Here is a 16,467-nt window from a genome sequence, read left to right as displayed (position 1 = left end):
CTGTGGATGAGAGGCGGGATCGATGGACCCGGCTCGGAGCACGCTTGGCGGCTCAGCGCGCCCGCGGCCGTGGGCGGCTCAGGGCGCGACCGGCTCCGCGTCGGGCTGGTAGGCGTTGGCCTGCATCAGATACAGCTGCGCGTACAGGCCGCCGTGCCGCAGCAGTTCGTCGTGGCCGCCCAGCTCGCTCACGCCGCCGCCGCTGATCACCAGGATCAGGTCGGCGGAGCGGACGGTGGAGAAGCGGTGCGAAACCAGCAGCGTGATGGCGCCGCGCTCCGTGCCGCTGCGCGCCTCGCGGGCGTAGCGCGCAAACAGCGCATGCTCCGCCAGCGCGTCCAGCGAGGCCGTCGGCTCATCGAAAAAGACGACCAGCGGGTCCATCCGCATGAGCGCGCGGCCCAGCGCCAGCTTCTGCCACTGCCCGGTGGAAAGGTCCACTCCGCCGTCCCACCGCGCGCCCAACTGCGTATCCACCCCGCCGGGCAGCGTGTCGAGCACGTGCCCGCCGCCGGCCCGCTCCAGCGCCGCGCGCACGCTGGGCCGGTCATCCACCCGCGCCAGGTCGCCGGCGCCCACCGTGTGCTGCGCGGCGAACTCGAAGCGGGCAAAGTCCTGGAACGCGGCGGAAAGCCGCCGCCTCCACGCGCCTACCTCCAGAGTCGCCAGATCCACCCCGTCCACCAGGATGCGCCCCTCGGTGGGCTCGTACATCCGCGACAGCAGCTTGACGATGGTCGTCTTCCCCGCCCCGTTCTCCCCCACCAGCGCCACCACCGACCCCGCGGGAATGCGCAGCGACACATCGCGCAGCGCCCAGCGGTCCGTGCCCGGATAGCGGAACGAGACGCGGTCAAAGACGATGCCGTCCACCAGCCGCTCCGGCGCGGCCACCGTCCCCGCGCGCGCGGCGCTCATCTCCCGCGCGTAGTCCTGAAGCCACAGCATCCGCCCGGCGGCGCGCAGCATCTCTCCCAGAAATCCCGCCAGGCGAATTGGCTCCACCACGCCGGAGCGCACCTGCTGCGCCAGGTACACGGCCATCACCACCTGCCCCGCCGTGGCCTGCCCCTGCCGCGCCCGCCACAGCATGAACGCCACGGCGCCCGCGAACCCCGCCAGAAAGAGCAGGTCCCCCGCCGCGTCCAGCAGGGCGCCCCGCCGCGCTACCCGCAGCACGGGGCGCTGCGCCTCTGCCGCGGCGTGGCGAAAGCGGTCCAGCACCTCGTTCTCCAGCCCGAACACCCGCAGCTCCATCCCCGCCCCGCGGTCCACCGTGAGCGCCTGAAGATGGCGGGCGCGGCGGTGCAGCGGCGCCGAGAGCCCTTCCGCCTCGCGCAGCCACCGCTGCTGCACGGCGGCGATGGGGAGCGCCGTGAGCGCAAAGGGCACGAGCAGCAGAAGCCAGGGGCTCACGAACGCCAGCGCGGCCAGCGTGCTGACCCCAGTGACCACCGTGTTGCCGGTGTAGATGAGCGTGTTCAGCGAGCTTCCCAGCACGCCCTGCTGCTGGCGCAGCATTTCCAGCCGGTCCTGGTACTCCGGCCGCTCGTGGTGCTCCAGCCCCGGGAGCCCCGAACTGAGCGAGGCGATCTCGCGGTCCAGCGCAAAGCCGACTTCTTCCGTGAGCCGGTTGCGGATCCAGCTTCCCGTCCACCGGCCCAGGAACCAGAGCACGCGGGTGGCCGTGATCCCCGCCGCGCCGGTCGCCAGCAGGCGGGCGTCGTGGCGCAGGGCGCCGTCCACCATGAAGCCCAGAAACCAGGCGAACAGGGGAAAGCGAAGGAAGCTGATCGGCTCCAGCAGCAGCCCGGCCGATCGCCACGGGTCCGTGCGCCACGCCGTGCGCACCAGCAGGAGTACGGCGCGCCATTGCTCACGCATCCACCACCTCCTCCACTCCGGCCTGCGCCAGGGGAACGGCCACGGCGAAGCGCTCCGCCTGCAGCGAGTACATTTCGGCGTAGCGGCCGCCGGCGCGCATGAGTTCGGCGTGCGATCCGTCCTCCACCACGCGGCCGCCTTCGATGACTACGATCCGGTCCGCGCGCCGCACGCTGGACAGGCGGTGCGACACCAGAATGGTCGTCACCCCGCGCGTCACCTGCAGAAAGCGCTCGAACAGCTCCGCCTCGGCGCGCACGTCCAGCGCGGCGGTGGGCTCGTCCAGAATCAGCAGGCCGGCGCCGCCGCGGACGGCCGCCAGCGCCCGGGCCAGCGCCACCCGCTGCCACTGCCCGCCGGAAAGATCCACCCCGCCCTCGTACTCGCGCGACAGAACGGTGTCCCACCCGTGCGGCATTCCCGCCAGCAGCGCCGCCCCGCCCGCGTCCGCCAGCGCGCGCTCCAGCGCGGCCCCGTCGTTCATGAGCGGCAGGTGGCCGAACGCCACGTTCTCGCGCAGGGGGAGCGGATAACGGACGAAGTCCTGAAAGATGACGCCGATGCGCCCCCGCGACTGCACTGGCGATGCCCCGCCATCCAGCGTCACGCGCCCGTGCTGCGGCTCGTACAATCCGCAGAGCAGCTTGACCAGGGTGCTCTTGCCCGCCCCGTTCTCGCCGACGATGGCAATGGACTGGCCGGGGGGGATGTCGAGCGTCAGCCCGTCCAGCGTGGGGAGCTCCCGCCCGCGGTAGGTGAAGCGGACGCCGTCCAGCCGCACCCCCACCGGCCCGCTCCGCGTTCCACTCGCCGTTGGTGGATGGGGATTCAGCGCCGCCCCCGCTTCCGGCGATGACGACGCGTTGAGCGCCGTTCCCGTCGTCTCCGATGATGCGAGGAGCGGCGGCGAGGTCGCCTTCCCCGATGATGCGCCCAGCGTCGTCGTCGTGGCGGCGGGGATGCGGGCGGCCAGACCGGTCACGCGCTCGGCGACGGCCATGGACTGCGCCAGAATCCACTGCCAGTCGCCGATCATCCCCAGGTCGCTGGTGGCGATCACCGCCTGCACGAACACGATCATCGCCGCGCCGCTCACGTCGCCCCGCGCCGCCGCCGTCCCCAGCGCGGCCAGCACGGCCCCGTGCGAAAGAGCCAGCCCCAGCGTGGCCGCGGCGGTGATGCCGCGGTTGGCCTTGCGGCTGCGCCACAGCACGCCCAGCGCCTCCAGCCACGCATCGCCGTAGCGGCCCACCAGCCAGCCGTCCAGCCCGAATACGCGCACCTCCTTGGCGGCGGGCGCCTCCAGCGCCAGCGAGCGCAGGTACTCCGCCCGGCGCAGCCGCACCGCGCCGTCACTCATGTTGACGCTGACGCCGTTTTCCGTCGCCTGAAGGTACACGCGGTTGGTGAGCTGCCACGCGGCCGCGAGAAGGAGCGGCGCCCACCAGTTGAAGCCGAACAGCACCACGAAGGCACCCGCGCCGCGCAGGCGCATGGTGGCCACGTTGGAAAGCGCCGCCATGGTCTGCCGCAGCACGCCCCGCCGCTCCGCGTCCTGAATGGCGCCCAGTTCATCCATGACCGCCGGGTCTTCCAGCGCGGCCAGCCCCGGCGTGCCCAGGGTGACGCGGGCCACGCGGTGGTGCACCTCCGCGGCGAAGGCGGCATCCAGAAAGCGCGACAGCTGAGCCAGCGCGATCCCCGCCAGCGCCAGCGCCGCCAGGCACCCCACCAGCCAACCGAGCGCCAGCAGCGCCGGGCGCGCCTCCGCCGCGCCCGCGCCGGGGCGCACCGCGGCGGGAATAGCCGCCACCAGCCGCCCCGTCATCAGGATCGCCGCCGTGGGGAGCAGGCCGGACACCAGGATCAGCGCGCCGAACGCGCTCACCTTCCACCGGCCCGCCGCCGCCGCCAGCCGCAGAACCGCCCGCCAGCGGGACAGCCGGGTGATCCGCGCGTCAGCCATGCGGACCTCCGCGCATCGCCGCCCATCCCCGCGCAGCCTGTCGGGCAGCCGCCCCGTCCGTCGGGCGGAAGTTCATCCGCCGTCCGTCTCCCCCGCCATGTGTGATGATCATGCGTCCCCGGCGGGTGCGGCGTGCGAACGGGCGGCGGCCAGCGACTCGCGCATGTGCCGCGCGAGGGTGCGCACGTGCGGCTCCGCGCCCAGGGTGACGTGCGTGCCGGGGACGGCGTGCACCCGCACCGCATCCGCCAGCGGCGTCCATCCCAGCGTGCGCCGCTCCTCCTCCGCACGCTCCGCGAAGAAGCGCTCCTGCCGCTCGCTCCCCGCGCTGGCGCGGAACAGGGTGACGGTGCCGGAAAACCGCTCCGGCGTGTAGGTGGACCCGCTGGCGATGCGGCCGCGGACGTTGCGCACCGCCTCGGCCAGCGACTCGTCATCGAACTCCGCGGGAACGGCGCCCTGCGTGCGGAGGGCGGCGGCCGCGCGGCGGATCATCTCCTCCACCTCCACTCCTTCCAGGTCGTCCGGGGTCAGCGCCAGCGCGCCGCCGTTCTGTTCGGCCGCCTCGTGCGCCATCCCGGCCACCACCTCCGCATCGCGCGCCCACGACCATTCGCGCATCAGCAGTGGCGACATGGTGTCCATCAATCCCACAAAAGCGACGCGCTCGCCCATCCCTTCCAGCCGCACGGCGATCTCGTACGCCACCACGCCGCCGAACGACCATCCCACCAGCGCGTACGGCCCGTGCGGCTGCACCGCGCGGATCGCCTGCACGTGCTCCGCGGCGATCTGCGCCACGGGTCGCGACAGGTCGCCCAGGTCGCGCACGCCCCAGGCCGGCTGCTCCGGGCCCAGGTGGCGCACCAGGTTCACGTATCCCATGACGTTGCGGTCCGCCGAGTGGATGAAGAAGAGCGGCGGCAGCGACCCGCCCGGCTGCAGCGGGACGATGGATTCAGGCAGCGCGGACACGGAATCCCGCTGCCGCAGCACCGCATCCGCCATGTGGCGCACCGTGGCCCCGGCGAACAGGGTGGAGACGGGAAGGTCGCACCCCAGCTGGCGGTTGGCGCGGGTGAACAGGCGCAGCGCCAGGAACGAGTCGCCGCCCAGCTCAAAGAAGCTGCGGGTGACGCCCACGTCCTCGATCCCCAGCAGCTCCGCCCACATCGCCGCCAGCTCCGCCTCCACCTCGTTGCGCGGCGCCTCGTCCTCCGCCCGCGCGGCGGACCAGACGGGCGCGGGGAGCGTCCTGGGATCCAGCTTGCCCGTGCGCGTCTGCGGCAGCGCATCCAGCCGCACGAAGGCGCCGGGTACCATGTACTCCGGCAGCGTGCGGCGCAGCTGATCCCCCAGCGCCGCGGCCTCCGCGTCCCCCACGACGTACGCCACCAGCCGGCGGTCGCCGGGACGATCCTCGCGCGCCACCACCAGGCACTCGCGCACCCCGTCACACCGGCGCAGGGCCGCCTCGATCTCCCCCGGCTCCACGCGGTAGCCGCGGATCTTGAGCTGATGATCGGTGCGTCCCAGGATCAGCAGATCACCCTCCGGCAGCCAGCGCGCGCGGTCGCCCGTGCGGTACATGCGGTCGCCGGGGCCCGCGAAGGGATCAGGGACGAACTTTTCCGCGGACAGCGCCGGGCGCCCCAGGTAGCCGCGCGCCACCCCCGCCCCGCCGATGTACAGCTCGCCGGGCAGGCCGGCGGGCACCTGCTCGCCGTGCGCGTCCAGGACGTGAAAGGTGAGGTTGTCGATGGCGCGCCCGACCGGAACGGGGCCGGACCGGTGCCGCCCGGGGGGGAGCGTGTAGGCCGAGCACCCCACCACCGTTTCCGTGGGGCCGTACTCGTTCATCACCCGCACGCCGGGGGCATGGTCCTGCCAGATGACGGTGGGCCCGGCGGAAAGGAAGTCCGCGCCCACCACCAGGGTGTGCGCGCACGCCGCCAGCTCCTCCGGCCGCAGCATGCCGTCCAGCAGCCCCAGGTGAATGGGGGTGATCTTGATGAGGCCGAACTCCGGCCCGCTCCTCAGCAGCTGCGCCAGCGCCTCCACCGGCGACTCTTCCGGCAGCAGCCGCACGGGGCGGCCGGCGAAGAGGGGAAGGAGGTTGGTGATGGTGAGGTCCACCGCCATGGAGGTGAACACCGGGGCACCAGCGCCGCGGTCTGCCCCGTAGTGGCGGATTCCCCAGTGGATGTAGTTGACCACGCCGCGGTGGTGCATGGCGACGCCCTTGGGCCGCCCCGTGCTCCCCGAGGTGTAGATGACGTACGCCAGGTTTTCCGCCGTCACCCCGCTGTCCACCGCCGCGCGGTCCGCCGTCAAGCCGTCCACTGTCTCCGCCGCGATGCGCTCCCACTCCGCGTCCAGGCGGATGACGGGGAGCCCGACCGGGGCCAGCACCTCCGCCAGCGCGTCCTGCGCCAGCACCAGCGCGGCGCCGGAATCGTGCAGCACGTACGCGATGCGCTCCGCGGGATGGCCGGGATCCACCGGCACCCAGGCGCCGCCGGCCTTCATCACCCCCAGGATGCCCGCCAGCAGTTCCGGCGAGCGGCGCAGGCAGATGCCCACGCGCACCTCCGGCCCCACCCCGCGCGCGGCCAGGCGGCGCGCCAGCAGCTCCGCGCGCGCGTCCAGCTCGCCGAAGGTCATCGAACCCTCATCCCACTGCACCGCCACGGCGTCGGGAGTGCGGCGCGTCTGCTCCTGAAAGAGCTGGTGGATGCACCGCTCCGCGGGATACGGCGCGGCGGTGCGGTTCCACTCCGCCATGCGGGCGCGCTCCTCCGGCCCGGTGAGGCGCAGGCGGGAGAGAACGACTTCCGCGTCCTCCGCCACCTGCTCCAGCACCCGCTCCAGGTGCCCCACCATCCGCCGCGCCGTGGTGGGCTCGAAGAGCTCCGTGCTGTACAGCAGCGCCCCGCGCAGCCCGTCCGCCCCCGCGGTGAGCGCCACGGAAAGGTCGCACTTGAGCCCCACGACGTCCGCGCCCAGCGTCTGCGCCTGCAGCCCCGGCAGGCCGGCCTCGCCCGCGCCGGTGTTGTGCAGCTCGAACAGGACCTGAAAGACGGGCGTGTGGCTCAGGCTGCGCTCCGGCCGCAGCTCCGCCACCAGCTTCTCGAACGGCAGGTCCTGGTGCTCGTACGCGCCCAGGGTGACGTCGCGCACGCGCCGCAGCAGCTCGCGGAACGAGGGGTCGCCGGACAGGTCGGTGCGCAGCGCCAGCGTGTTCATGAACAGGCCGATCAGCGGCTCCAGCTCGGCGCGGGTGCGCCCCGCCGTCGTCGTCCCCACGACCACGTCGTCCGTCCCCGCGTAGCGCGCCAGCAGCGCCTGAAACGCGCCCAGGAGCACCATGTACAGCGTGGCGCCCTCGCGGCGGGCCAGCGCCTGAAGCCGGTCCAGCAGTTCCGCGGGATAGTGCACCAGCTCGAACCCGCCGCGAAACGCCATCACCGCCGGGCGGGGATGGTCCGCCGGAAGCTCCAGCAGCGCGGGGGCGCCGGCCAGCCGCTCCTTCCACCAGCCCAGCTCGCGATCCAGCGCCTCGCCGCGCAGGTGGGTGCGCTGCCAGGCGGCGTAGTCGGCGTACTGCACCGGCGGCTCCGGCAGGGGGGACGGGTCCCCCCGGCGAAACGCCTCGTACAGCGCGCCCAGTTCGGTGTCCAGCACGGCCATGCTCCACCCGTCCGCCACCGCGTGATGGACGGACAGGAGCAGCGCGTGATCATCCTCCGCCAGCCGCAGCAGCGAGGCGCGAAAGAGCGGTCCGGCGGCCAGGTCAAAGGGCCGCGCCACGGATTCCGCCGCGCGCCGCTCCACCACCGCCTCGCGCTCCGCCGGCGTGGCGCGCGACAGGTCCTCCACCGGGAGGGTGAAGCCGTTGAAGGGGGTGATGACCTGCACCGGCCCCTCGTCCCCCTCGCGGAACACCGTGCGCAGAACCTCGTGGCGCCGCATCACCTCGCCCAGCGCCCGCTCCAGCGCGGGGATGTCCAGCGCGCCGGCCAGCCGCATCCCCTGCGGAATGACGTACGCCGCGCCCTCCGGCATGCGGTCCAGGAACCAGAGCCGCTCCTGCGCAAACGACAGCGGCAGCGGGCGCGAGCGGTCCGCCGGGGCGATGGCCGGGGGCGCGGGGACGCCGGCGCGGCGCAGCGCCTCGATGCGCGCGGCCAGCCCGGCCACGGTGGGCGCCTCGAACAGCGCGCGCAGCCGCGCCTCCACCCCGAACACCTCGCGCACGCGACTCACCACGCGGGTGGCCAGCAGCGAGTGCCCGCCCAGCTCGAAAAAGTCGTCGTGCGCGCCCACCCGCTCCACGCCCAGGACGGTGCCCCAGATCCCGGCCAGCGCCTCCTCCACCGGGGTGCGCGGCGCGGTCCACCCGGCGTCGGCGGGGGCCTGCTCCGGCGCGGGGAGGGCGGCGCGGTCCACCTTGCCCGTGCCGCTCATCGGCAAGCGGTCCAGAAAGACGAAGGCGGAGGGCACCATGTACTCCGGCAGCCGCTCGCGCAGCGCGTCGCGCACGGCGCGGGGGGAGGGCGCCTCCCCTTCCACCGCGGCGTAGCCCACCAGGCGGCGGTCGCCCGGCGCGTCCTCGCGCGCCACGACGATGGCGTCGCGCACGCCGGGAAACTCGCGCAGGGCGGCTTCCACCTCGCCCGTCTCGATGCGGTAGCCGCGGATCTTGACCTGAAAGTCGGTGCGGCCCAGGAACTCCAGCTCGCCGTCCACCCGGTGGCGCACGCGGTCGCCGGAGCGGTACAGCCGTCCCCCCGGTTCGGGGCCGAAGGGGTCGGGGATGAACTTTTCCGCCGTGAGCGCGGGGCGGCCCAGGTAGCCACGCGCCACCTGCACCCCGCCGATGCACAGTTCGCCGGGCACGCCCGGCGGGAGCGGATGGCCGAACGGGTCCAGCACGTACAGCCGCACGTTGTCCGTGGGGCGGCCCAGCGGCGGGATGCGCGTGCCGTCCGTGCACCGCGCCACGGTGACGCGGATGCTGGCTTCCGTGGGGCCGTATCCGTTGTAGAAGCGCCGCCCCGGCGCCCAGTGCGCCACCAGCTCCGCCGTGCACGCCTCGCCGCCCGTCATCACCGCTTCCAGCGCGGGGAGCGGGGCGGACGGGAGCGCCGCCAGCGCGGACGGGGTGAACTTGGCGTGCGTCACCCGCTGCCCCTCCAGCAGCGCCACCAGCTCCGGGCCGGGCACCAGCGCCTCGCGCGGCGCCGTCACCACCGCGGCGCCGGAGCACAGCGCGGTGTACAGGTCCGTCCCCGACGCATCAAAGTGCAGCGGCGCAAAGGAGAGGACGCGGGCCGCGGGGTGCACCTCGTACTCGTGGATGTAGTTGAGGATGGTGTTGCACACGCTGCGGTGCTCCACCCCCACGCCCTTGGGCCGGCCGGTGCTGCCGGAGGTGTAGATGACGTACGCCAGGCCGCGCGGATGCACGGCGGCGGCGGGCGCGTCGTCCCGCTCGCCGTCCAGCGCGCCCGGGCCGGCGTGGACGGACGGCGGGGCGTCCGCGGGGAGCGGGGCGGAGCCGTCTGTCAGCACCAGCGCGGCGCCGGAATCCGCCAGCACGTAGCGCAGCCGGTCCGCCGGGCTGGCGGCGTCCAGCGGCACGTACGCCGCGCCGGCCTTCATCACCCCCAGCAGGGCGGCCACCGCTTCGGGGCCGTTGTCCATCAGCACCGCCACGCGCGTCTCCACCCCCGTGCCCCGGCGCAGCAGGGCGTGCGCGACGCGGTTGGCGGCGCGGTCCAGCTCCGCGTAGGTCACCGTGCGCTCGCCGAACAGGACGGCGGCGGCGTCCGGCGTGCGCGCGGCCTGCGCCTCGAACAACCGGTGCAGGCAGGTCTCCGCGCGGGGGGCGTCGGTGCGGTTCCAGTCGCGCAGCACGCGGCGGCGGTCGTCCCCGCCCACCAGCGCCATCTCCGACACGCGCGTCCCGGGGCCGGCCGCCACCTGCTCCAGCAGCCGCTCAAAGCCCGCCAGCCACCCGGCGATGGTGGCGGCGTCGAACAGCTCCGCCGCGAAGTCGCAGCGCAGAACCAGTTGGTCTCCCGTCTCCGTCAGCGCAAAGCGGATGTCCACCTTGGCGCCCCCCGCGAAGTTCGGCTCGAACGAGGCGGGGACGTCGCCCAGCAGGGTGGTTTCGGGCTCGCGGTCCAGGTTCAGCATGGCCGAGAACACGGGCGGGCGGCTGGGATCGCGGGTGCGCAGCAGCTTTTCTACCAGGCGCGGAAAGGAAAAGCCCTGGTGCTCCAGCGCGCCCAGCAGCGCCCGGCGCACCGCCCGCGCGTTGTCCGCAAAAGACGCGTTCGCATCCACCCGGGCGCGGACGGGAAGGACGTTGATGCCGTACCCCACCAGCTCCGCCGCCCCGGCGCGCCCCGCCTGCCCCGCCGCGGGGGTGCCCACGACGATGTCGTCCTGCCCGGACAGGCGCGACAGCCACACGAAGTAGGCGGAAAGCAGCGTGTTGAACAGAGTCAGGCCGTGCGGGCGCCCGGCGTCCGCCAGCCGGTGCATCAGGCGGCCGCCCATCACCCGCTCCACCCGCTCGCCGGCGTAGCCCCGCACCGGGGGACGCGGGCGGTCCGTGGGCAGGTCCAGCACGGGGACGCCGTCGGCAAAGCGCGCCAGCCAGTACGCCTCCGCCTCCTCGTCGGACGACACGGCCTCCACCTGGGCGCGGACGGCGGCGCCGTGGTCCGCGGGGGCGGGCAGCTCCGCGCGCCGGCCCTCGCGCGCGGCGGCGTACATCGCGGACAGGTCGCTCCACACCACGCCGAACGACCAGCCGTCCACCGCCGCGTGGTGCGCGGTGATCACCAGCAGGTGCTCGTCCGCCTCCACCGCGGCGAGGGCGAAGCGCACCAGCGGGCCCTCCGCCAAGCGGAACGGCTCCCGCGCCAGCCCGCGCAACCAGGCGCGCACGCGTTCGTCGCGCTCGTCCGCGGGGACGGCGCGGAAGTCGGCCCACGGCACCTGAAGCGGGCGCGGGGGATGAATGAGCTGCGCCTCGCCGTCCGCGCTGAAGGTCATCCGCAGCGTGTCGTGCCGCGCGGAAACGGCGTCCAGCGCGGCGCGCAGAGCGTCCACGTTCAGCGGGCCACGGAGGCGCACTGCGGTGGATTCCACGTAGGCCAGCGCCGCGTCGTCCCCCATCTGCGACTCGAACCACAGCTGCCGCTGCCCCTCCGTCAGCGGAAGGACGCGCACCTCGTCCGCCGCGTTTCCATCCACCGGCAACCCTCGGACGGCGAGGCCGGGTGCGGAGGGGCCGCCGGATTCGGGACCGTCATCATCCTCCCCGCCGTCCGGTCCGGGGGGGATGAAGCCGCCGCGGCGCATGTCGCGGAGGGTCGTGCAGATGGCGCGGTACACCGCCTCGAGGTCCTCGTCCGTGTGCGCGGGGGAAAGGAAGTGCGTCCCCGTCTCGGGCAGGACGTAGATCCCCTCCGCGATCAGGTGGTGGTTGAACAGGTCGGGAAAGACGACTTCCGGGCCGAAGAAGAAGCGGAAGCACGAGCTGAAGTGCGCGGCGGTAATCGGATACCGGCCGGCCTCCAGAAAGGCGTTGATGCGCTCCACCAGCGCGGTGGTGCGCGCGTTCAGCTCGTCGTACATGGGCTGGCCGCGGCGCTCCACCTCGGTCAGAATGGCGCGGGCGACGGCCATGGACACCGGGTGCTTGAAGTAGGCGCCGGCAAAGAGGGTGCGCTGGCCGGTGGGATAGGAATCGTCGCCGTAGTTCCACATCCCGCCATCGAACACACTCATCACCTCCTCCGTCCCGCCCACCACGCCCATCGGCAGGCCGCCAGCGACCACCTTGCCGTACGTGACCAGGTCCGCCTTGACGCCAAAGAAGGACTGCGCGCCGCCCGTTCCCATGCGGAAGCCGGTGATCAGCTCATCGAACAGCAGCAGCACGCCCGCGTCCTGCGTCATCCGGCGAAGCTGGCGCAGGAACGCAAAGGGCTGCAGGTCCGGGCGCCGGCTCTGCACCGGCTCCACCATCACCAGGGCGATCTGGTCCAGCTGTTCGGCCAGCAGCTCCAGCGAGGCGGGATCGTCAAAGTCCAGCATCAGCACATCGCCCAGCGGCAGCGGGGGGACGCCCGGCGCGCTGGGGCGCACCTCGCGGCGGCCGCCTGCGGTGAACAGGCGGCCCAGCACCAGGTCGCTCCAGCCGTGGTAGCTGCCGGCGAACATGGCCACCTTCGTCCGCCCGGTATACGTCCGCGCGGCGCGCACGGCGCCCAGCACCGCCTCCGTTCCCGAGTTGCAGAACACGGCGCGGTCCACGCCGCCCAGCCGGCACACCAGCTCCGCGGCGTATCCGGCGTCCTCGGACTGCGGGCCCAGCGCGTAGCCGCGCTCCGCCTGCTCGTGGACGGCGCGGGTGACGAAGTCCGGCGCGTGCCCAAACAGGTTGCAGCCGAACCCCATGGCGATGTCCACGTACTCGTTGCCGTCCAGGTCGCGCAGGCGCGATCCGCGGCCTCCGGTGCCCACGATGGGGTACAGGATCTCCTTGAGCGCGCGGCGGAATCGCGCCGTGACCCGGCTGTCCGCCAGCGCGCGGTGAAAGCGCGCCTGGTGCGCCTTGCTGGCCCCTGTTCGCGCCACGTACCGGTCGATGAAGCCGTCCAGGTACTCCCGCTGCACGGGGTTGAGCCCCGCGGGATCGGTGTTCAGCGGCTGGTACGCCACGAACGTTTCCGGCCGTATCCGCGCCCGCCCCGGCTCCACTGCCCCGCCGCGCAACTCGGCGACGACAGTCGATCCACCGCCATTCGCCGATCCGCCGATCACGGCCGATGCGCCGCCGTTGGTCAGGCCGTGGACACCGGCAGATGCACCGCCATTCACAAACCCAACGGTTTCGGTCGATGAAACGCCGTTAACAAACCCAGCGTCCGGGGTCGATGAACCGCCGTTGATCGACCCATGGAGGCTGGTCGATGACCGGTTCGGCGATCCAGCGACCAAGGTCGATGGACTGCCGTAGCTCGATGCAGTCTCGGCCGATGCACTTCCGTTGGCCGATCCGCCGGCGACAACAGGCGATGCCGGTCCGCCGAGCGGGGACGCGGCATGCGCAGATCCGTTCGCGGCGGCACCGTCCGCCGGAGCCCGGGGCGCGGGTTCAATCGTGGGGATGACGCCGCCGAGAAAGGCGGCGATGTGCCGTGACATCAGCTCGCTCTGCTGCCGCGCGAGTTCCATCTGCTGGGCGATGACGCGCTCGTTCTGCTCGCGCATCATCTCCATCTGCCGCTCCACCAGCCGCTCCAGCGCGCCCGCGTTCTCCGCCCAGCCCCGCTGCGAGCCGGGCGCCGGGTAGAAGGCCGGCGGCGCGGCGATGGTCCGCGGCGGCTCCGCGGGTACGGGTGCCGCCGCTTCCGGGACGACGCCTTCCGCGGCGAGAGCCTGCGCGACTGCTTCCGCGATGACGGGCTCCGGCACCGCGGGCCGGTCCACGTGGACCACTACGTCCGGCGCCAGCGCGCGGTCGATGTGCTCCGCCAGCGCATCCAGAGTAACGATCTCTTCCAGCAGCTCCACGAGCGACACCCGCACGCCGACGCGCTTTTCAATCGCCTGAATCCCCTGCAGCAGGAGCAGCGAATCGAACCCGGCGCGAAAAAAGTCCACGCCGGTCTCCACCTGGTCCGCCCCGATGCCGGTAAGCTCGGCCGAAATCTCCCGCAGGCGCTGCAGAATGTCCCGCCGGCGCGGGGAGGCCTGGGCCGCCCGTCCATTGTCCATCATGTCCGGTTCCTTGCCGTGGTGAGCATCCGGGGCGGGCGTGCCGCCCTGTTCCAGTTCCGCCTGATCGGGGAGAGGCGCGGCCGGGCGCGGCGCGTCCACGAAGTACCGCCTGCGCTCGAACGGGTAGCCGGGAAGCGGAACCCGCCGCCGCGACTCGCCCGCGCTGAACGCCGGCCAGTCCACCCGCACCCCCGCGCACCACAGCCCGCCCAGCGTGTCCAGCAGAAAGCGCAGGTCGTCCACGCGGTTGTGCGGATGGCGCAGCGAGCTGAACGCCGTGTGCGCGCCCGCGTCGCCGGTGGGGTGCTGCATGGCCCAGGCGCCCAGCGTCTGCCCCGGGCCCACCTCCAGCATCACCCATCCCGGCTCTGCGCGCAGCGTGGCCACGCCGTCGGCAAAGCGCACCGTCTGGCACAGGTGGCGCGCCCAGTAGCCCGGCGAGCGCGCCTCTGCCTCCGTCATCCACGTCCCCGTCACGTTGCTGACGATGGGGATCCGCGGCGCCGCCAGCTCGAACCCCTCCACCAGCCGTTCCAGTTCCGCCGCGACCGCCGTCATGGCGCGCGAGTGAAAGGCGTGGCGCGTGGTGAGGCGGCGGCTCACGGTGCCCCGCTCCGCCAGCACCGCCTCCAGCGCCTGAATCGCCTCCACCGGCCCGGCCGCCACGCAGCTTTCCGGCGTGTTCACCGCCGCCACGTCCACCCCGGCGGGGAGCAGGGCGCGCAGCTCCGCCTCCCCCAGCGGAACGGCGAGCATGGCGCCTTCCGGCAGGGCGTCGATCAGCCGGGCGCGCAGTGCCACCAGCCGCAGCGCGTCTTCCACCCGCAGCACGCCCGCCACGCAGGCGGCCACGTACTCGCCCAGCGAGTGGCCCAGCAGCGCGCGGGGCTCCACGCCCCAGCTCATCCACAGCCGCGCCAGCGCGTACTCCGTCACGAAGACGGCGGGCTGCGCCAGGCGGGTGTCGTCCAGCGCCGAGGGGGCCGGGGCGGCGTCGCGGCCCAGCATCGCCCGGAGGTTCCATCCGCCGGACGCCGGCCCGTCATCCCCCGCGGGGCCGTACATCACCGCGCGCAGATCGCTCCCCAGCACGGGAAGGAGCAGTTCGCAGCACTCGTCCACGGCGTCGCGGAACGCGGGCTCCGCGTCGTACAGGCCGCGCGCCATGTCCACGTGGTGCATCCCCAGCCCGGGGAACAGAAAGGCGGCGGGCCGCTCCGCCTGCACGCGCGCCGCGCCCCCGGCCGCGGCCTCGCGCAGCGCCGCCGCGCCCTCCGCCGCGTCCGCGCACACCACGGCCAGGCGGTGCTCCATCTCGCGCCGCCCCGTCTGCAGCGTGAAGGCGGCGTCCGCCAGCCCGGGCGACTCCGCCTCCAGGTGCGCGGCCAGGTTGCGCGCCGCCGCCGCCGCGGCCTCCGGCGTCCGCGCGGAAAGCACCAGCAGCTGCAGGGCGCGCGACGGGCCGGACGGCGCGGGGACGGGTGCTTCTTCCAGGATGACGTGCGCGTTGGTGCCGCCGATGCCGAACGAGCTGACCCCCGCGCGGCGCGGGGTGCCGTTGCGCTCCCACGGCCGCAGCTCCGTGTTGACGAACACGCGCCCGCCGGACGCCGCGATCTCGGGGTGCGGCACCGTGCAGTGCAGCGACGGCGGAATCTGCTGGTGCTTGAGCGACATCACCGTCTTGATGAAGCCGGTGATCCCCGCCGCCGCGTCCAGGTGGCCCACGTTGGTCTTGACCGAGCCGATGGCCCAGCGGTGCCCCTCCACCCCGGCCAGCACCTGCCCCACCGCCTTGAGCTCGATGGCGTCGCCCAGCGGGGTGCCGCTGCCGTGCGCCTCCAGGTAATGGATGGTGGACGGGTCCACCTGCGCGGCGGCCAGCGCCTCGGAAAGCACGCGCGCCTGCCCGGTGACGCTGGGCGCCGTGTAGCCCACCTTCTGCGCGCCGTCGTTGTTGACGGCGCTGCCGCGGATGACGGCGTGGATGGTGTCGCCGTCCGCCAGCGCGTCCTCCAGCCGGCGCAGCGCCACCATCCCCGCCCCGCTCCCGCCCACGGTGCCGCGCGCCTCCGCGTCGAACGCGCGGCAGTGCCCGTCCGGCGATGCGATCCCCTCGGGGACGTACAGGTAGCCGGTGCGCAGCGGCACCCCGATGCCGGCGCCCCCGGCCAGCGCCATGTCGCACTCGCCGGCCAGCAGGCTCTGGCAGGCCAGGTGCACGGCCACCATGGAGGTGGAGCAGGCGGTCTGCACGGCCAGGCTGGGCCCGCGCAGGTTCAGCCGGTACGAGATGCCGGCGGCCAGGTGGTCCTTTTCGTTCCCCAGCAGCAGGCGCGTGGTGCCCACGGAGCGCATCAGCTCCGGGCTGGCGGCCAAGTTGGCCAGGTAGCCGCTGGTGCTGCACCCCGCGAACACGCCCACCGGCCGGTCCACGCGGGCGGGGTCGTAGCCCGCGTGCTCCAGCGCCGCCCAGGCGCACTCCAGCAGCACGCGGTGCTGCGGATCCAGGATCTCGGCGTCGCGCGGGGTGAGGTGAAAGAGCCCCGCGTCAAACTCGTCCGCGCCGGCCAGCTCGCCGCGCGCGGGGACAAAGTCCGGGTGGTCCAGGAGCTCCGGGTCCGTCCCCGCCGCGGCCAGCTCGGCGCGGGAAAAGAAGCGGATGGACTCCACGCCGTCGCGGAGGTTGCGCCAGAAGGCGTGAATGTCGGGGGCGCCGGGAAACCGCCCCGCCATCCCCACCACCGCCACCTCCAGCCCGGTCGCTTCGCCGGGGTCGATGCCGTGCTCTGCCATGACCATGCGTGGTGAAG

3 protein-coding genes are annotated in these 16,467 nt (G+C 73.6%); all 3 read right to left on the bottom strand.

The genetic code is table 11. From position 1 onward, the window contains the following. Positions 1-78: 78 nt before the first annotated feature. The 3 genes from HNQ61_RS05160 to HNQ61_RS05150 all read right to left on the bottom strand — a co-directional run bounded on the left by HNQ61_RS05160 (position 79) and on the right by HNQ61_RS05150 (position 16,450). Positions 79-1,884 carry an ABC transporter ATP-binding protein gene (locus HNQ61_RS05160; protein ID WP_170037688.1) on the bottom strand — a complete coding sequence of 602 codons (1,806 nt, stop codon included), beginning with the start codon at positions 1,882-1,884 and terminating at the stop codon, positions 79-81. Next, the gene (locus tag HNQ61_RS05155; RefSeq protein WP_170037691.1) at positions 1,877-3,850 is read right to left on the bottom strand and encodes an ATP-binding cassette domain-containing protein; all 1,974 of its coding nucleotides are present in this window, start codon (positions 3,848-3,850) and stop codon (positions 1,877-1,879) included. Before HNQ61_RS05155 ends, HNQ61_RS05160 begins: the two co-directional genes overlap by 8 nt. A 108-nt stretch (positions 3,851-3,958) precedes the next feature. Then, positions 3,959-16,450: a non-ribosomal peptide synthetase/type I polyketide synthase gene (locus tag HNQ61_RS05150; protein WP_170037694.1), complete on the bottom strand. Its 12,492-nt coding sequence runs from the start codon at positions 16,448-16,450 to the stop codon at positions 3,959-3,961. Between the last annotated feature and the right edge of the window lie 17 nt (positions 16,451-16,467).

The sequence above is a fragment of the Longimicrobium terrae genome (genome assembly GCF_014202995.1).
Classification (GTDB): domain Bacteria; phylum Gemmatimonadota; class Gemmatimonadetes; order Longimicrobiales; family Longimicrobiaceae; genus Longimicrobium; species Longimicrobium terrae.
This window is presented reverse-complemented; position numbering and strand designations above follow the sequence as displayed.

What these genes read in the sequence shown, in the direction of transcription:
- HNQ61_RS05150 (WP_170037694.1), bottom strand. Translation starts at nt 16,450, where the DNA reads ATGGCAGAGCACGGCATCGACCCCGGCGAAGCGACCGGGCTGGAGGTG.
- HNQ61_RS05155 (WP_170037691.1), bottom strand. Translation starts at nt 3,850, where the DNA reads ATGGCTGACGCGCGGATCACCCGGCTGTCCCGCTGGCGGGCGGTTCTG.
- HNQ61_RS05160 (WP_170037688.1), bottom strand. Translation starts at nt 1,884, where the DNA reads ATGCGTGAGCAATGGCGCGCCGTACTCCTGCTGGTGCGCACGGCGTGG.